The sequence below is a fragment of the Paenibacillus flagellatus genome, from assembly GCF_003217775.1.
Lineage (GTDB): Bacteria > Bacillota > Bacilli > Paenibacillales > NBRC-103111 > Paenibacillus_AB > Paenibacillus_AB flagellatus.
Genome location: NZ_QJVJ01000005.1, coordinates 248,939 through 265,053, shown reverse-complemented (window position 1 = coordinate 265,053; position 16,115 = coordinate 248,939). Strand labels below are relative to the sequence as shown.

The window sequence follows — 16,115 nt, the reverse complement described above, 5'->3', positions numbered from 1 at the left end:
CGGGGAGGATGAATCATGATGAATTTGTTCGATTTGACGGGGAAAACGGCGGTCATCATCGGAGGGAACAGCACGCTCGGCGGCGCCATGGCGGTGGCGCTCGGCGGGCACGGCGCGGACGTGGCCATCGTCGGCCGCAATCAGGAGAAGTGCGAGCAGGTGGTCAAGCAGATCGAGGAAGTCGGCGGCAACGCGAAAAGCTTCAGCGCCGACGCGACGAGCGTCGAGGATTTGCGCGCCGTACTGGCCGACGTGCTTGCCTGGACCGGCCGCGTCGATGTGCTCATGAACTGCCCGGGCAAAAACAGCGCGACGCCGTTTTTCGATATCACGATGGAGGAATGGGACTCGATCATGGACGTCAACCTGAAAAGCGTCGTCCTCGCCTGCCAAGTGTTCGGCAAGCATATGGTCGAGAAGGGCGAAGGCGGCAGCATCATCAACATTTCGTCCGTCTCGTCCGAGCCGCCGCTGTCGAAGGTGTTTACGTATTCGGCGTCGAAGGCGGCCGTCAACAACGTGACGAAGTTTTTGGCGCGCGAGTTCGCGCCGAGCCGCGTGCGCGTCAACGCGATCATCCCGGGCTTCTTCCCGGCCGAGCAAAACCGCAAAATTTTGTCCCCCGAGCGGGTCGCCTCCATCATGTCGCATACGCCGATGAACCGGTTCGGCGAAGCGAGCGAGCTGCAGGGCGCGGCCGTCTATTTGGCGTCCGAGCGGGCGTCCGGATTCGTGACGGGAACGCTGCTTCGGGTCGACGGCGGATTTGGGGCTATGACAATTTGACCGAATGGGATAAAATAGGTTCGTGCGACTTTTTGTTTGAGACGTATACATACTTCGGATAAGGGTGGTTGAGAATCCATGTCGAAACAACAAATCGGCGTCGTCGGCCTAGCCGTAATGGGCAAAAACCTGGCGCTCAATATCGAAAGCCGCGGTTTTACCGTCTCGGTGTACAACCGTTCCCGCGAGAAAACGGACGATCTCATCGCGAACGAAGCGAAAGGCAAAAACTTGGTGCCGACCTATACGGTCGAAGAGTTCGTGCAGTCGCTCGAGCGTCCGCGCAAAATATTGCTCATGGTCATGGCCGGCAAGCCGACCGACGATACGATCAACCAGCTCGTCCCGCTTCTTGAAGAGGGCGACATTTTGATCGACGGCGGCAACGCCTACTTCCCGGATACGCAGCGCCGCAACAAGGAGCTGGAAAGCAAGGGCATCCGCTTTATCGGTACGGGCGTATCGGGCGGCGAGGAAGGGGCGCTCAAAGGTCCGGCGATCATGCCGGGCGGCCAAGAGGACGCCTACCGTCTCGTCGAGCCGATCCTTACGGCGATTTCCGCCAAAGTGAACGGCGATCCGTGCTGCACGTACATCGGTCCGGGCGGCGCCGGCCATTATGTGAAAATGGTACACAACGGCATCGAGTACGGCGACATGCAGCTCATCTGCGAAGCGTATCAGCTGCTGAAAGAAGTGCTCGGGCTGAACACCCAGGAGCTTCACGAAATTTTCTCGGAATGGAACAAGGGCGAGCTGGACAGCTATCTGATCGAAATTACGGCCGACATTTTCACGAAAACGGACCCGGATACCGGCAAGCCGATGGTCGACGTCATTCTCGATACGGCGGGGCAGAAGGGCACCGGCAAATGGACGAGCCAAAGCGCGCTCGATCTCGGCGTGCCGCTCTCGATCATTACGGAGTCGGTGTTCGCACGCATGCTGTCGGCGATGAAGAGCGAGCGCGTGCAGGCGAGCAAGCTGCTGAAGGGGCCGCAAACGACCGGCGAGACGCCGGACAAGGCGGCGTTCGTCGAAGCGGTGCGCAAGGCGCTGTACGCCAGCAAAATTTGCTCTTACGCACAAGGGTTCGCCCAAATGCGCGCCGCTTCCGACGAATACGATTGGAATTTGAACTACGGCAACATCGCGATGATTTTCCGCGGCGGCTGCATCATCCGCGCCCGTTTCCTGCAAAACATCAAGGACGCGTACGACCGCGAGCCGGGCTTGCGCAACTTGCTGCTCGATCCGTATTTCAAGGAAGTCGTGGAGTCTTACCAGGATGCTTGGAGACAAGTCGTCTCCGTCGCCGTCTCGCGGGGAATTCCGGTGCCGTGCTTCGCGTCCGCGCTGGCGTATTACGACAGCTACCGGACGGAGCGGCTGCCGGCGAACTTGCTGCAGGCGCAAAGGGACTACTTCGGAGCGCATACGTTCCAGCGGGTGGATAAAGAGGGGACGTTCCACTTCCACTGGATGGATTAAGGCGTCCGTTCCCCCGGAGCGGGCGTCAGCAAGCCGTATGCCGCTTCGCGAAGCGAGCTGCGAAGGCTGTCCGCTTCGTTGCCGTAGCAAGGTCGGCGCTGCATCAGCATCGTGGCCGCTTCGGCGAAATGCTGAAAGTTTTTCAACAGGCGTGGCTGAGACAGGTCCAGCAACCGGGGGTCCTGCTCGGCCACCTTTTTTTTCACGTATTCGAGCACCCAGACGACGTCTTCCTTGCACAGCGGGTGGTTCGGGCTCAAAATTTGGGCGAGCCGGTTGTGCGAAGCTTTCGGAACGGCGGCATGCTGCATCGGAACGGTCAACTCCTTTTCGGCGTAGAAGGTTTACTATTAACTTTACGATTCGCGATGGAAATTATTCACAATGTTTGGCTGAACCCGCCGAAACCCGTCGCCGATCGGTCCCGATTTGTCACAAATAAGTGCCGTCGATCGTCATGCGGGTATAACGTCGAAAGGTGTGGTGACGATGACGGTGAAACACAAGGGGATCGATGCGGGCACGGTGATCGTAGGAGGAGGATTGGCCGGCTTGACGGCCGCGGTATGGCTGGCCGGAGCGGGACACCGGGTGACGGTGCTGGAAAAAGCGGGTCGGGCCGGCGGCCGGGCCGCTACGGTGCGCAAAGAAGGGGTCTCGTTCAATCTCGGCCCTCACGCCTTGTATAAGGGCGGGGAAGCGTACCGGACGTACCGGCGGCTCGGCTTGCTCCCGAGCGGCGGGACGCCGCCGCTGTGCATGCTCGGGCTGTGGAAGGGCGCCGCTTATCCGATGCCCGTATCGGTCGGCACTTTATTGAAGGCGAAGCTGCTGTCGTGGACCGGCAAATTCGAGCTGGCGTCGTTTCTGTCCGGCCTCGGCCGGCTTGATCCGAGCTCGGCGGGCGGCGCAAGCTTGCGGGAATGGGCGGAGGGACGCTTCCGCGACCCGATGGTCCGCCACTATTTATACGCCCTCAGCCGGACGTGGACGTTCCGCTCCGACGTCAGCGCGCTGCGGGCGGAAACGTTTTTGCGCCAGGCGCGCCATTCGGTCGTCGACGGCGTCCACTATATCGACGGCGGCTGGCAGACGCTCGTCGACGGCTTGAAGGAGGCCGCCGAGCGGGCCGGCGCACGCGTCTTGACCGGCACCGCCGCCGTCCGCATCGAGCGGGAGGACGGGGAGGCGAGACGGGTCCGCTGCGCCGACGGCACGGCGTTCGACGCGTCGGCGGTCATCGCCGCCGTCCCGCCGGCCGCCGCCTGCAAGCTCGTCGAGGGCGGGGAGCCTGCGGCGGCGCTGGAGGCGTGGAGCCGGCAAGCCCGCCCGGTGACGGTCGCGGCGCTCGATATCGCGCTTCGGCGCGCGCCGGAGCCGGGGCGCAACCTGGCGGTCGGCCTCGATACGCCTGTGTTTTTCAGCGCCCAATCGCTGGGCGCCAAGATGGCCGACGACGGCATTCTGGTCGCCACGCTGGCGAAGTACGCCGACGCGAGCCGGATGGACCCGGCGCGCGACGAGGCCGATCTGGAGGCGGCGCTCGACGTCGTCGTCCCCGGCTGGCGCGGGCAAGTCGTGCGGCGTCAATTTTTGCCGCGGCTCACGGCGATGTACGAGACGCGTCCGGCGGGTTCGCCCGCGCCGTGGATCGGCCCGGAGGTGCCCGGCATACGCGGCCTGTATGTCGCCGGCGACTGGGCCGGGCACGGGGAGGAGCTGGCGGACGCGGCCGTCGCCAGCGCGGCGCGCGCCGTTCAAGCGATCGCCGAATCGTCCGGCGGATCGGCCGCGGCCGACCGCATCGTATCGATAGGCGGATAACGGGGGGGAAACGTTCATGACCACGTCCACGGAGCAATGGTACGCGTCTTACAAGCCGCTTCTGTTTTCGCTCGCTTACCGGATGCTCGGCAGCGCGGCGGACGCCGAAGATATCGTTCAAGATACGTTCGTCGCCTCGGCGGGCGTCGATGAGTCTCGTATCGGCAACATGAAGGCGTATTTGTGCAAGATGGCGACGAACCGGTGTCTCGACCGGCTGAAGTCGGCGACCCGGCAGCGGGAGACGTATGTCGGACCGTGGCTGCCGGAGCCGCTCGCCACGGACGTCTCGGCCGACGATCCGTACGAATCGTTCGCGCTCAAGGAGTCGATCTCGACCGCCTACCTGCTGCTGCTCGAGCAGCTGTCGGCGACGGAACGGGCAGTCTTCCTGCTGCGCGAAGTGTACCAGTACGACTATGAGGAAATCGCCGACATGGTCGGCAAGACGGCGGCCAACTGCCGGCAAATATTTCGCCGGGCGAAGCGGAGCTTACACGGCGGGCCCGAGGCGAAGGCGATTCCGGCCGCCGCGCCGGCGCAAGGCGAAGCCCGGGCGGTCGTCGAGCAGTTCGTCGAAGCGCTCGCCGGGGGCAACGTGCCGCGGCTGCTCGAGCTGCTGGCGGCCGATGCGGTCATGCTGACCGACGGGGGCGGCAAAGTACGGGCGGCGATCAACCCGCTGCTCGGAGCGGATCGCATTTTGCGGTTTTTCGAAGGGATTCGGCACAAGTACGGGGAGGAGCTTCGCTACGAATGGCGGACGATCAACGGCGGACCGGGTCTTGTCACGCGTTGGGGCGAGGCGGCCGTCTGGGTCGTTACGTTCGACGTCCGCGACGGGGTGCTCCGTCGCATCTACAGCGTGTCGAATCCGGATAAAATCAACCGGTTTCTGGACGCGAACGGTTGAATGTCCGAAGCGCCGGGCGCTCCCTGCGGGGCGCTTTTTTGGCGTTTAATCGTGTCGCGGGCGGCGAGATCGTTGCGTGCGACGGTTTCTTTTTCGCGGGGGAGCCGTTATGATAGGATAGGAAACAGAACGGAAGGGGGGCGCGAGCGAATGAATGCGCGCAACATCGTGTTGATCGGATTTATGGGCACGGGCAAATCGACCGTGGCGCACGAGCTGGCGCAGCGGTTCGGCTGGAAGCGGGTCGACCTGGACGCCTCGATCGAGGAAGCGGAGAAGGCCACGATCCCGCAGCTGTTCGCGGACAAGGGCGAGCCGTACTTCCGCCGGGCGGAGACGGAGGCGCTGCGGCGGGAGCTCGAGGGCGTCGAAGGACGCGTCGTGGCGACCGGAGGCGGAGCCGTGCTGGCGGAGGAGAACCGGGCGATCATGACGGCGAACGGCCTCGTCGTGGCGCTGACCGCGGACGAGGAGACGATCGTGCGCCGGGTGAAGGACGATCCGAATCGCCCTCTGCTGCAGGGAGATTTGCGCGAACGGGTCCGTACGCTGCTGGGGCAGCGCAAGCACGCCTACGATTTCGCGCACGTCCGCATCGATACGTCGGACAAGACCGTCGAGCGGATCGCGGACGAAATCGCCGCGCATCTCGCGCGGTAAGACGACTTCCCGGCAACGAAAAAAGCTGCAAGGCGCAGCGTTAGCGCCTTACAGCTTCTCCCAGGCGAGCATGCCGCCGGTCATGTTTTTCAGTCCGGTGTAGCCGATCGACTCCAAAAAGCCGTAGGCGCGGCTGCTCCGGTTACCGCTGCGGCAGACGAGAACGATCTCGCCTCCGGAACGGTCGATTTCCTCGTGACGCTCCGGCAGCTGCCCCAGCGGGATGTGCTTGGCGCCGGGAATCATGCCCGCGGCGACTTCCTCGTCCTCGCGCACGTCGACGACGGTCAGCCGCTCGCCGGCTTCCAGTCTGAGCTTCACGTCGGACGGATCGATCGATACGATATCGCTCATGAGGGTATCCTCCTTGCCGCCCGCCGCCGCTTCCGAAGGAAGCGATCGGAATCGGACGACGAATAGTCACGCTAATCATAGGGGAACGAATCGGAGAAGTCAATTCGTTCTCAGCAAGCAGGTGATCGTAAATGCGCAACGTTACCGAGGTGGCGCTCGTCTTCCTGAAGCTCGGGACGACCGCGTTCGGCGGACCGGCCGCCCACATCGCCATGATGGACGAGGAAATCGTCAAGCGGCGAGGCTGGGTCGACCGGGAATCGTTTCTCGACATGCTCGGCACCGCGAACTTGATCCCCGGCCCGAACTCGACGGAGCTCGCGATCCATATCGGCTACAAGCGGGCCGGCTGGCCGGGGCTGCTTGCGGCCGGCATATGCTTCATCGCGCCGGCGATGCTGATCGTTTGGCTGCTCGCGTGGCTGTACGTCCGCTACGGGACGCTGCCCGAGCTGACCGGCGTCCTGTACGGGATCAAGCCGGTCATCGTCGCGGTCGTGGCGCAGGCGCTCTGGAGCCTCGCCCGGACGGCCGTCAAATCGCGGACGACGCTGGCGCTTGGCGTCGCCGCCTTGGCGGCGGTCGCGCTCGGGGCGAACGAGCTTCCCGTCCTTCTGGCTGCCGGGTTCATCGGCGCCGCCCTGTCGGGGCGTATCGCTCCCGGCGGCGCGGCCTCGTTCGCGCCTTGGCCGGCGATGGCCGCCGCGGCCGCGGCAGCCGAGCCTTCGGCGCTCAAGCCGGCGGGCTTGTCGCTTGCGGCCTTGTTTTTCACTTTTCTGAAAATCGGCTCCGTCCTGTACGGCAGCGGCTACGTGCTGATCGCCTACCTGCAGGCGGACTTCGTCGACCGGACGGCGGCGCTGACCGCCGGGCAGCTGATGGACGCGGTGGCGGTCGGCCAGTTTACGCCCGGACCGCTGTTCACGACGGCGACGTTCGTCGGCTACCTCGTCCATGGGGGACCGGGGGCGCTGGCGGCGACGGCCGGCATCTTTTTGCCGGCGTTCGTCTTCATCGCGTTGATCGGCCGTTGGGCCGCCAGGCTGCGGTCGCATCCGCGCACGTCCGGCTTTCTCGACGGGGTTAACGTCGCCTCGCTCGCGATGATGACGGCCGTTAGCGGGAAGCTCGCCGTCTCGTCGGTCGTCGACTGGACGACGGGGGCGCTGGCCGCCGCGGCGTTCCTCGTTCTGGTCCGGTATAAATGGAATTCGGCCTGGCTCGTCCTGGCCGGCGGCATCGCCGGCTGGGCGGCGACCGCGGCGTCGGGAGGCTGACGGGGCTCATGACCTATTTGTTCGTCGGCTTGGCCGGCATTGGGGGCGCCCTGCTCCGCTTCGCGATCGGCGCGGCGTTCGAACCTTTCGTCCCGCCTGCGCTGTTCCCCGCGGCGACCTTGTTCTGCAACTGGACGGGCAGCTTTGCTTTGGGGTGGATGCTCGGCGGGGGACTGGCGCGAACGAGCTTGTCCGAAAGGGCCCGGACGGCGATGGCGACCGGCTTCGTCGGCTCGTATACGACGTTTTCGACGTTTAGCGCGGAGACGGTTCGGTTCATCGACGGCGGGCAGGGCTGGCTGGCCGTCGTCTACATCGTGACGAGCATGTGGGGCGGTATCGCTCTCGCATGGGCGGGGGACAGACTGGCGGCCGCACGGTCGGACGGAGGGGAGACGGCATGATGTGGACCGACGTCGGACTGGTGGCGGCAGGCGGCTTTCTCGGGGCGGTGGCCCGGTATTACGTCTCCAAAAAGATTGGAGGGCGATTCCAAAGCGCGGTCCCGTATGGTACACTGACAGTAAACCTGACCGGATGCTTCGCGCTCGGTCTGCTCGTCGGCGCCGATTGGGGACACGCCGTCTCGCTGCTGGCGGGGACCGGCTTCATGGGAGCGTATACGACGTTTTCCACCTTCAAGGCGGAGCTCGTCGCTCTCGCCCGGCAGTCGCGCTACGGCGCGCTGATCGGTTACATAGCGGCGACTTATTCGCTCGGAATCGCATGGTGTTATATCGGATATTGCGTCGGTCGATCGATTTGACGCGTCCACAGCATAAGGGAGAGATGAATTCACGATGAAAGCGATTGTAAGACCGACTGCGGCATTGCAAGGGGAAATCAACGCCCTTTCCTCGAAAAACTATACGACGCGCTACATGCTGGTCGGCGCGCTGGCGGACGGGACGAGCACGATCCGGTTTCCGGCGCACAGCGAGGACAGCGACGCGATGCGGCGCTGCATCCGCGATCTCGGCGCGGACTTGATCGAGGAAGGCGACACGATGACGATCCGCGGCTTCGGCCGCCATCCGAAGCCGGTACGGGAGCTCAACGTGGGCAATGCGGGCGCCGTCCTCCGCTTCCTCATGTCGGTGGCGGCTTTCTGTCCGGAGGTGACGTTCGTCAACGCGTACCCCGATTCGCTCGGCAAACGTCCGCACGACGACCTGATCGCGGCGCTCGGCCAAATGAACGTTTCGATCGACCATAACAACGGCAAGCTGCCGATTACGATACGCGGAGGCCATCCGAAGGGCGGACGCATTCAGGTGTCCGGCAACGTCAGCTCGCAATTTTTGAGCTCGCTCCTGTTCATGACGCCGCTTCTCGACGAGGATAGCGAAATCGAAGTGCTGCACGACCTGAAATCGAAGGTCGTCGTCGGCCAGACGCTCGAGGTCATTCGTCAAGCCGGCATCCGGCTCGAGTCGAGCGACGACCTGATGCATTATCGCATCCCCGGCCGGCAACGCTATGAAGCGAAGGAGTACGTCGTTCAGGGCGACTATCCCGGATCGGCGGCGATATTGGCGGCGGCGGCGGTCACCCGCTCCGACGTGCGAGTGCTCCGGCTGGAGGAAGCGAGCAAGCAGGGCGAGCGCGCCGTCATCGACGTGCTGCGCGCCATGAACGTCCCGCTGACGCACGAGAACGGCATCGTCCACGTACGCGGAGACGGGAAGCTGAAGGCGGTCGAGTTCGACGGCGACCATTTTACCGACGCCGTTCTCGCGATGGTGGCGGCGGCCGTATTCGCGGAAGGAACGTCGCGATTTTATAACGTCGAAAATTTGCGGTACAAGGAATGCGACCGGATTACCGACTATTTGAACGAGCTTCGCAAGGCCGGAGCCGACGTCGAAGAGCGGCAAAGCGAAATTATCGTCCACGGCAAGCCGGAAGGCGTCGAAGGCGGCGTCGAGATCGACGCGCATTTCGATCATCGCGTCATTATGGCGCTGACCGTCGTCGGGCTCCGCTCGAAGCGCGGACTTACGATCCGCGACGCGCATCACGTCGCCAAGTCGTACCCGCAATATTTCGATCATTTGCGATCGATCGGCGCGCAGGTCGAGCTGGCGGACCAATGAGCCGGCCCCGGCCGGCGGTCGCACGGTCGCGGCCGCCGAAGCCGGTCCGTTTCCGCCCCGCGCCTATCCCTACAACATGCGAATGAGTTGATTGCGAATGATGATCGTCTTGAATATCGTCAAGTCTTTGTTCACCGTCTTTCTGATCGTCGGGCTGCTGTTCTCGAGCGGCGTCTTCAGCGTCCTGCTTTATGCGAAAATGACCGGAAAAGAATTTTTCGCGGAAAGTCCTCCCGCGGTCGTCCTGGCGGAAGGGGCCCCGGACCAAGCCGGGCAAGCCGGGCAGAAGCCGCCCGAGCCGGTCAAGCCGAAGCCGGCTTCGGCGATGCTCGACGCCCCGGTCGTCCGCCAGCTGCCCGAGCTGCCCGCCGGCTGCGAAATCGTCAGCTTGACGATGCTGCTGAACTATTACGGCATCGACAAAGGGAAGATGGAGCTGTTCGGCGAAATGAAAAAGGACCCTACGCCGATCCGATGGGAAAAAGGCGCGATCGCGTATTGGGGCCACCCGAATACCGGCTACGTAGGCGACGCCACCGGCAAGTCGCGCGGCTTCGGCATTTATCACGCCGCGCTGTTCGACACGCTCAAGGCTTACGTACCGACGGCCAAAGATTTGACCGGCTCCGCGTTCGACGCCGTCGAGCGGCAAATCGCCGACGGCTATCCGGTTGTCGTTTGGACGACGATCGATTTTGCGGTTCCGCAAAAATGGGTATCGTGGGATACGCCCGTCGGTCCGATCGAAACGACGTTCATGGAGCACGCCGTCCTGTTGGTCGGCTACGACGAAACGCACGTGTTCGTCAACGACCCGCTCAGCGGGAAAAAAGCCCACAAGCTGAACAAAGACCAATTTTTGGCGACATGGGATGCGATGGGGAAGCAAGCGTTGTCTTACGTCAAGTAATCCGGGATTCGTATTCCCAATCGAACGGAGGTACGTGCCGATGGCATTCGAAAACCCGCCTCGCGAACGGATCAAAACGATTTTGGAGCAAACGAAAACGATCGCCGTCGTCGGCCTGTCCGACAAGCCGGACCGGACGTCCTACATGGTGTCGGAGGCGATGCAGCAAAAAGGATACCGGATCGTCCCGGTGAATCCGAACGTCGAATCCGTTCTGGGCGAGAAAAGCTACGCGTCGCTCGCCGATATCGATGAACCGGTCGACATCGTCAACGTGTTCCGGCGGAGCGAGGATACCGTGTCCGTGGCGGAGGATACGCTTAGGATGAAGCATAAGCCGAGCGTCTTTTGGCTGCAGCTGGGCATCTATAACGAAGAAGCCGCCGCCCTCGTCCAAGCGGCCGGCATCGAGGCGATCATGGACCGCTGCATCAAAGTCGAGGATTCGATACTGCGGCCGAAGCAGTAAACGACTTCCAGCCATAAAAAATCGCATAACCGAAAAAAATAGTAAAGGCTTCAGCAACGGATGCCGCATGGAACGCAATACGGACCCGAAGCTGAAGACTTTTCTATTTCCAAGGGAGGAACCCCACTCGTGTACAGTCAACAAAACAGCTCCTTTTTCGGTAATGCTTCCGCTTTCGGCGCGCCGGTATCGTCGCAATACCGCGGCATTCAAAAGCCGTATCAGCCGGTAGGCCTCGTCCAATCGCAATACGGTCAAAACCAATCGTTCGGTACGTCGACGCAATACCAGCCGACTTCCGCTTTCGGCGCTCAAAGCACGAACGCGTTCCATACGGCGAACTACCGCGGCAACCAACAAGGCCATGACAACTACTTGCGCGCGGACTCGACCAATCCGTCCCAATTCGGCGGTTCGGCTGCGGGTGCGTCCTTCGGCACGATCAGCCAATCCAGCCAATTCGGCATCGGCTCTTCCGCATTCGGCGGCGGCGCTTCGTCGTACCAAAATCAAAACCCGAACGCGTTCCATACGGCGAACTACCGCGGCAACCAGCAAGGCCATGACAACTATCTGCGCGCGGACTCGACGAATCCGAGCCAATCCGCATTCGGCTTCGCCGGCTCTTCCGTACAAAGCCAATATCAGCCGCAAAGCCAGTTCCAAGGCCAATTCCAAAATCAGTTCCAAAGCCAATCGAGCGTATCGCCGCAATCGTTCCACACGGCGAACTACCGCGGCAACCAGCAAGGTCACGACTCGTACTTGCGCGCCGATTCGACTCAACCGACGAACGCCTTCTCCGGCTTCGGCGCAAGCTCCTATCGTTTCTAAACATCGCGATCGACGGATGCGGGCCGCAAGGTCCGCTCCTTCTATTATGCGAAGGATGCATCCATTCGGAAAAAAGACGGAGGTAGCGAACGCATGACTCAATCGCAGCAATCGAACGCCACGATGACCGCCGACCGGAGCCAGCTTTCCGACAAAGAGCTTCATTACTTGAAAGATTTTTTGTCGTGGGAGCTGCTTGCCATGAAGAAGTGCAAGGACGCCGCGGATCAATGCGCCGATCCCGAAATTCGCGCGAGGATCGAGCAGACGGGCCAGACGCATATCGCCCATTTCGATACGATCTTGTCGCTGCTGCAATAATTCATTCGAACCGAAAGGACGGAGAAGGCCGATGGCTACGCAAATCGCGGTACCGCAAACCGGACAGCTGCCGAAGGTGAAGGGGCCCGAGTTCAACGACCGGGACCGGATCAATGACATTTTGTCCTATGAGAAATATTTGACCGCCGGCTACAACACCGGATTGAACGAAATGCAAAACCCGAAGCTCCGCGAGGCGATCGGGTCGATTTTGCGGGACGTTCACGACAATCAGTTCCAGCTGTTCGATCTGATGTTCCAAAAGGGCTGGTACAAAATGAAGGCGGCCGACAAGCAGGAAATCGGGCAGGCGCACCAGCAGTTTTCCAATTACAAAACGCAGTTTCCGACGTTCTCCTAAATCGGCTTCGCAAGCGTGCCCCGTCCGGCGCAGGGCGGGGCTACATACGTTTTGACAAAAGAAGGGCGAACCTTTACGATGGATGAGAAGGGGGGACAACGGTTGAACTGGATGGGGAATTTGCAGCAATTCGGACGCTCGCTCATGATCCCGATGATCGCGCTTCCGGCCGCGGCGATTTTGCTGTTCCTCGGCAATTTGCCGTGGGACTTGATCGGGATGGAGCGGTTCGCGGAACTACTGAACTTTACCGGCAACGCGATCTTTACTTATTTGCCCTTCCTGTTCTCCATCGGCGTCGCGCTCGGCTTGACGCAGAACGCCGGGATCGCGGGCATGGCCGCCCTGCTCGGTTATTTCATCTTTTTTTCGCTTACGAAATATTACATGGGAACGTTTTTCGAGCTGGGGGTGGCGGGCGGCGTCCTGATCGGATTGCTGGCCGCGTTGTCGTACCACCGGTTCAAGTCGATCCAGCTTCCCGAATACATACAGTTTTTCGGCGGACCGCGGTTCGTGCCGCTGTTCATGAGCTTCGCCTCGATTTTGTTCTCCGCCGTCGTCATCCAGGTCGGGCCTTCGGTCAAGTCGGTGCTCGACCGGCTCGCGGAATGGATATTGACGCACGGCGCGGCCGGCACGTTCGTCTACGGCGTCGCTTATCGGCTGCTCGTGCCGACAGGCCTGCATCACATTTTGAACAACGTCGTCTGGTTTCAGGTCGGGCCTTACATGCGCGAGGACGGACACGTCGTCTACGGCGACCTGCCGCGGTTTTTCGCCGGCGATCCGGACGCCGGCATGTTCATGGCGGGTCTGTATCCGATCATGATGTTCGCGCTTCCGGCTGTCGCCTTCGCGATCATTCACGAGGCGCGGGAAGATTTGAAGCCGAAGGTGAAGGCGACGTTTTTGACGGCGGCGCTCGCTTCGTTTTTGACGGGCGTGACCGAACCGATCGAATTCGCGTTTCTGTTCGTGGCGCCTTACTTGTTCGTCGTTCACGCGCTATTGTCCGGCGTCGCGATGTGGCTCGCGTACGAGCTCGACATTCGGCACGGCTTCTCGTTTTCGGCGGGGGCGATCGATTTCGTCATCAACGAGCATTTGGCGACGAACGGGCTGCTGCTGCTGCCGATCGGCGTCTTGTTCGCGGGCGTCTACTACGTGCTGTTCCGGTGGGCGATCCGGCGGTTCCAGCTGCCGACGCCGGGCCGGGAGGAAGGCTCCCAGCTCGAGGAATGGGCGGGCGACGTCCGTTACCGGGCGCCGCTCATCCTGCAGGCGCTCGGCGGCAAAAACAACGTCAACGAAATCGAGGCGTGCATCACCAGGCTCCGGCTGACGCTGGCGAACGACAAGCAGATGGATATCAACGCGTTGAAGCATTTGGGGGCGGCCGGCGTCATCCGGCTCGGAGGGGGCAATGTGCAGGTGGTGTTCGGGACGTTTTCCGAATTGATCCGGGAAGAAATCGTGAAAGTGCTGCATAAGGAAATTCATCAGGTTCATTTTCACGCGCCGGTCCAAGGCGATATGATCCCGATCGAAGACGTCCCCGACGCCATCTTCGCCCAGAAGCTCGTCGGCAACGGCGTCGCCTTTTACCCGGAGCGCGGCGAGCTGCTGGCCCCCGTATCGGGGAAGGTGGTCCATATTTACCCGACGATGCACGCCATCGGCTTGAAAACGAAAGAAGGTCTCGAGGTGCTGCTTCATATCGGCATCGATACGTCCCAGCTGACGGGCAAATGGTTTCAGGCGGTCGTGAAGGAAGGGGACGACGTGGAGGTCGGCCAGCTGCTGATCCGTTTCGATTTGCAAAAAATCAAGAAGCATGCCAAGTCGCTCGCAACGCCGATGGTCATTACGAACCCGAACGTCGTCAAATCGTGGGCGTTCGCTCCTTTCAAGCACGTGAAGAAAGGCCAGGCGTCCGTCATGTCGGTCATTATGAAGGAAGCCGGCGATCAAGACGCCAAGCTCTCGGGAGGTGACGCATCGCATGGTTAAAGGCAGCGGAGGAGCGGTCGGGATCGCCATCGGCAAAGCGTTTGTCATGCCGGACTGGGAATGGGAGCTGTCCGAGCATTCGATCGACGTGGGCGACATGGCGAACGAGTTCGAGCGGCTGTACGAAGGCGTCCGCATTTCCAGAGCGGAGCTGCAGCAGATCAAGCAGGAAATCGCGGAAGTGATCGGCGCGGAAGAGTCGAACATTTTCGACGCGCACTTGGCGATACTCGAAGATCCGGTGTTCATGAACGAGGTGGCGACCATCATTCAGCGGCAGTACAAAGCCGCGGAGGTGGCGGTCAAGGAAGTCGTCGACAAGTTCGTGAACATGTTCGACCTGCTGGACGACGAGTACATGAAGGAGCGGGCGCTCGACATCAAGGACGTCGGGACGCGGCTGCTGAAACATTTGCTCGGCGCGTTCGAGGAGGCGAAGCCGCCCGAGGACCATCCGTTCGTCATCGTCGCCCGGGAGCTGACGCCGTCGCAGCTCGCCCACTTGAATCCGACGCGGCTGCTCGGCATCGTGACGGAAGCGGGCGGCAAGACGTCGCATACGGCGATCATGGCCCGGGCGATGGGCATCCCGTTCGTCTTCGGCGTCGAGGGCGGCATCCAGACGGGCGATCTGCTCGTCGTCGACGGGGAATCCGGCGACGTGTACGTCAACCCCGACGAGGACGTCGTCGCGACGTACCGCGAGCGGCGCAAGCGGATGGATACCGTCCGGGAGCGCCTGCGGGAGGTCGTCGGCGTCCCGTCGGTGACGAAGGACGGCCGGGAAGTGAATTTGTCCGCGAACATCACCTCCGTGCAGGAGCTGGAGCAGGCGCTCAAGCTCGGGGCGAAGGGCGTCGGCTTGTTCCGGACCGAGATGCTGTATATGGACCGGGACACGTGGCCGAAGGAAGACGAGCAGTTCGAAGTGTATCGGAGCGCCGCGGTCATGCTGGAGGGCCGTCCGATGATTATCCGGACGCTCGACATCGGCGGGGACAAGCAGCTCGACTACATCTCCCTGCCGGAGGAGGACAATCCGGTGCTCGGCTACCGGGGCATCCGGATCTCCATCGACCGGCGGGACTTGTTCAAGACGCAGCTGAAGGCGATTTTGCGGGCGAGCCATTACGGCAACGTCAAAATTTTGCTGCCGATGATTTCCTCCGTCGAGGAGGTGCGCCGGGCGCGCGACGTGCTGGAGCTGGCGAAGCAGGAGCTGCGGAAGGCGAACGAGCCGTTCAACGAACGGATCGACGTCGGCATCATGATCGAGGTGCCGGCCGCGGTGGCGATCGCCGATTTGCTGGCGCGGGAGGTCCAGTTTTTCAGCATCGGCACGAACGATCTCGTCCAGTACGTCCTCGCGGTCGACCGGATGAACGAGCGGATCGCGCACTTGTACGAGCCGTATCATCCGGCCGTGCTGCGGATGCTGAAGCTGACGGTGGAAGCGGCGCGCCGGAACGGCATTTCGGTCAGCGTCTGCGGAGAGCTGGCGGGAGACGCGGACGCGCTGCCGATCTGGCTCGGACTCGGCGTGCACGAACTGAGCATGTCCGGACAATCGCTGCTCGACGTCCGCAGCCGGCTCATCGAAAGCTCGGAGAAGGAGAGCGAGAGGCTGCTCGAGAAGCTGCTCGACTGCCGCACGAGCGCGGAGATGAAGGCGCTGCTGCACGGTGTCGCGAGCGTGTCCGTCGCCGGGGACGAAGGCGGGACGAAAAACCGGCTCCCCGCGATCGGCACCGGCTCGAACGGGAGTGAGCCGGCTTGACGGGTCGTTCCATTTTGATGTATGGGGAG

General features: G+C 62.2%; 18 protein-coding genes. 16 read left to right on the top strand and 2 right to left on the bottom strand.

The genetic code is table 11. The features are described 5' to 3' along the window. Positions 1-18: 18 nt before the first annotated feature. A complete protein-coding gene (locus DLM86_RS13315; protein ID WP_110840710.1) occupies positions 19-786 on the top strand; it encodes an SDR family oxidoreductase in 768 nt (255 codons plus the stop codon). A gap of 78 nt (positions 787-864) precedes the next feature. Next, positions 865-2,277, top strand: a complete 1,413-nt coding sequence (gene gndA, locus DLM86_RS13310; protein WP_110840501.1) for an NADP-dependent phosphogluconate dehydrogenase — start codon at positions 865-867, stop codon at positions 2,275-2,277. Here gndA and DLM86_RS13305 read toward each other — a convergent pair. Then, positions 2,274-2,588, bottom strand: a complete 315-nt coding sequence (locus tag DLM86_RS13305) for a hypothetical protein (protein ID WP_110840500.1) — start codon at positions 2,586-2,588, stop codon at positions 2,274-2,276. The genes gndA and DLM86_RS13305 overlap by 4 nt on opposite strands. A 178-nt stretch (positions 2,589-2,766) precedes the next feature. On the opposite strand from DLM86_RS13305, the gene DLM86_RS13300 reads away from it, so the two are divergent. From DLM86_RS13300 to DLM86_RS13290, 3 genes are all read left to right on the top strand, one after another. Then, positions 2,767-4,101, top strand: a complete 1,335-nt coding sequence (locus DLM86_RS13300; protein ID WP_110840499.1) for a phytoene desaturase family protein — start codon at positions 2,767-2,769, stop codon at positions 4,099-4,101. A gap of 16 nt (positions 4,102-4,117) precedes the next feature. Continuing rightward, complete coding sequence (locus tag DLM86_RS13295; RefSeq protein ID WP_110840498.1) at positions 4,118-5,014, top strand: RNA polymerase sigma-70 factor; 897 nt, start codon at positions 4,118-4,120, stop codon at positions 5,012-5,014. Positions 5,015-5,164: 150 nt separating this feature from the next. Continuing rightward, positions 5,165-5,674 carry a shikimate kinase gene (locus DLM86_RS13290; protein WP_110840497.1) on the top strand — a complete coding sequence of 170 codons (510 nt, stop codon included), beginning with the start codon at positions 5,165-5,167 and terminating at the stop codon, positions 5,672-5,674. 48 nt (positions 5,675-5,722) lie between these two features. Here DLM86_RS13290 and DLM86_RS13285 read toward each other — a convergent pair whose 3' ends face one another. Then, the gene (locus DLM86_RS13285) at positions 5,723-6,028 is read right to left on the bottom strand and encodes a rhodanese-like domain-containing protein (RefSeq protein WP_170143710.1); all 306 of its coding nucleotides are present in this window, start codon (positions 6,026-6,028) and stop codon (positions 5,723-5,725) included. A gap of 131 nt (positions 6,029-6,159) precedes the next feature. Between DLM86_RS13285 and chrA the strand changes: the two genes are divergently transcribed. The 11 genes from chrA (at position 6,160) to ptsP (ending at position 16,086) form a co-directional block, all read left to right on the top strand. Further along, the gene (gene chrA / locus DLM86_RS13280; RefSeq protein ID WP_110840496.1) at positions 6,160-7,305 is read left to right on the top strand and encodes a chromate efflux transporter; all 1,146 of its coding nucleotides are present in this window, start codon (positions 6,160-6,162) and stop codon (positions 7,303-7,305) included. A gap of 8 nt (positions 7,306-7,313) precedes the next feature. Beyond that, on the top strand, positions 7,314-7,709 hold the full coding sequence (locus DLM86_RS13275; RefSeq protein WP_158289457.1) for a fluoride efflux transporter FluC: 396 nt from the start codon (positions 7,314-7,316) through the stop codon (positions 7,707-7,709). Continuing rightward, positions 7,706-8,071, top strand: a complete 366-nt coding sequence (crcB, locus tag DLM86_RS13270; protein WP_110840494.1) for a fluoride efflux transporter CrcB — start codon at positions 7,706-7,708, stop codon at positions 8,069-8,071. Before DLM86_RS13275 ends, crcB begins: the two co-directional genes overlap by 4 nt. Positions 8,072-8,105: 34 nt before the next feature. Continuing rightward, positions 8,106-9,401 carry a 3-phosphoshikimate 1-carboxyvinyltransferase gene (gene aroA / locus DLM86_RS13265; RefSeq protein WP_110840493.1) on the top strand — a complete coding sequence of 432 codons (1,296 nt, stop codon included), beginning with the start codon at positions 8,106-8,108 and terminating at the stop codon, positions 9,399-9,401. A gap of 97 nt (positions 9,402-9,498) precedes the next feature. Next, the gene (locus tag DLM86_RS13260; RefSeq protein ID WP_110840492.1) at positions 9,499-10,311 is read left to right on the top strand and encodes a C39 family peptidase; all 813 of its coding nucleotides are present in this window, start codon (positions 9,499-9,501) and stop codon (positions 10,309-10,311) included. Positions 10,312-10,351: 40 nt separating this feature from the next. Beyond that, the gene (locus DLM86_RS13255; RefSeq protein ID WP_110840491.1) at positions 10,352-10,780 is read left to right on the top strand and encodes a CoA-binding protein; all 429 of its coding nucleotides are present in this window, start codon (positions 10,352-10,354) and stop codon (positions 10,778-10,780) included. Positions 10,781-10,909: 129 nt separating this feature from the next. Beyond that, on the top strand, positions 10,910-11,614 hold the full coding sequence (locus DLM86_RS13250) for a hypothetical protein (protein ID WP_110840490.1): 705 nt from the start codon (positions 10,910-10,912) through the stop codon (positions 11,612-11,614). A gap of 93 nt (positions 11,615-11,707) precedes the next feature. Beyond that, positions 11,708-11,935: a hypothetical protein gene (locus tag DLM86_RS13245; RefSeq protein ID WP_110840489.1), complete on the top strand. Its 228-nt coding sequence runs from the start codon at positions 11,708-11,710 to the stop codon at positions 11,933-11,935. A gap of 31 nt (positions 11,936-11,966) precedes the next feature. Continuing rightward, positions 11,967-12,296 (top strand): spore coat protein, encoded by a 330-nt coding sequence (locus tag DLM86_RS13240; protein ID WP_110840488.1) that lies wholly within the window; start codon positions 11,967-11,969, stop codon positions 12,294-12,296. Positions 12,297-12,398: 102 nt separating this feature from the next. Beyond that, the gene (locus tag DLM86_RS13235; RefSeq protein WP_110840487.1) at positions 12,399-14,309 is read left to right on the top strand and encodes a glucose PTS transporter subunit IIA; all 1,911 of its coding nucleotides are present in this window, start codon (positions 12,399-12,401) and stop codon (positions 14,307-14,309) included. Next, on the top strand, positions 14,302-16,086 hold the full coding sequence (ptsP, locus tag DLM86_RS13230; RefSeq protein ID WP_110840486.1) for a phosphoenolpyruvate--protein phosphotransferase: 1,785 nt from the start codon (positions 14,302-14,304) through the stop codon (positions 16,084-16,086). The genes DLM86_RS13235 and ptsP overlap by 8 nt, the downstream gene beginning before the upstream one ends. Positions 16,087-16,115 lie beyond the last annotated feature (29 nt).

Excerpts from the sequence above, each read along its gene's own strand:
- DLM86_RS13315 (WP_110840710.1), top strand. The coding sequence starts at position 19 with ATGAATTTGTTCGATTTGACGGGGAAAACGGCGGTCATCATCGGAGGG.
- gndA (WP_110840501.1), top strand. The coding sequence starts at position 865 with ATGTCGAAACAACAAATCGGCGTCGTCGGCCTAGCCGTAATGGGCAAA.
- DLM86_RS13305 (WP_110840500.1), bottom strand. The coding sequence starts at position 2,588 with ATGCAGCATGCCGCCGTTCCGAAAGCTTCGCACAACCGGCTCGCCCAA.
- DLM86_RS13300 (WP_110840499.1), top strand. The coding sequence starts at position 2,767 with ATGACGGTGAAACACAAGGGGATCGATGCGGGCACGGTGATCGTAGGA.
- DLM86_RS13295 (WP_110840498.1), top strand. The coding sequence starts at position 4,118 with ATGACCACGTCCACGGAGCAATGGTACGCGTCTTACAAGCCGCTTCTG.
- DLM86_RS13290 (WP_110840497.1), top strand. The coding sequence starts at position 5,165 with ATGAATGCGCGCAACATCGTGTTGATCGGATTTATGGGCACGGGCAAA.
- DLM86_RS13285 (WP_170143710.1), bottom strand. The coding sequence starts at position 6,028 with ATGAGCGATATCGTATCGATCGATCCGTCCGACGTGAAGCTCAGACTG.
- chrA (WP_110840496.1), top strand. The coding sequence starts at position 6,160 with ATGCGCAACGTTACCGAGGTGGCGCTCGTCTTCCTGAAGCTCGGGACG.
- DLM86_RS13275 (WP_158289457.1), top strand. The coding sequence starts at position 7,314 with ATGACCTATTTGTTCGTCGGCTTGGCCGGCATTGGGGGCGCCCTGCTC.
- crcB (WP_110840494.1), top strand. The coding sequence starts at position 7,706 with ATGATGTGGACCGACGTCGGACTGGTGGCGGCAGGCGGCTTTCTCGGG.
- aroA (WP_110840493.1), top strand. The coding sequence starts at position 8,106 with ATGAAAGCGATTGTAAGACCGACTGCGGCATTGCAAGGGGAAATCAAC.
- DLM86_RS13260 (WP_110840492.1), top strand. The coding sequence starts at position 9,499 with ATGATGATCGTCTTGAATATCGTCAAGTCTTTGTTCACCGTCTTTCTG.
- DLM86_RS13255 (WP_110840491.1), top strand. The coding sequence starts at position 10,352 with ATGGCATTCGAAAACCCGCCTCGCGAACGGATCAAAACGATTTTGGAG.
- DLM86_RS13245 (WP_110840489.1), top strand. The coding sequence starts at position 11,708 with ATGACTCAATCGCAGCAATCGAACGCCACGATGACCGCCGACCGGAGC.
- DLM86_RS13240 (WP_110840488.1), top strand. The coding sequence starts at position 11,967 with ATGGCTACGCAAATCGCGGTACCGCAAACCGGACAGCTGCCGAAGGTG.
- ptsP (WP_110840486.1), top strand. The coding sequence starts at position 14,302 with ATGGTTAAAGGCAGCGGAGGAGCGGTCGGGATCGCCATCGGCAAAGCG.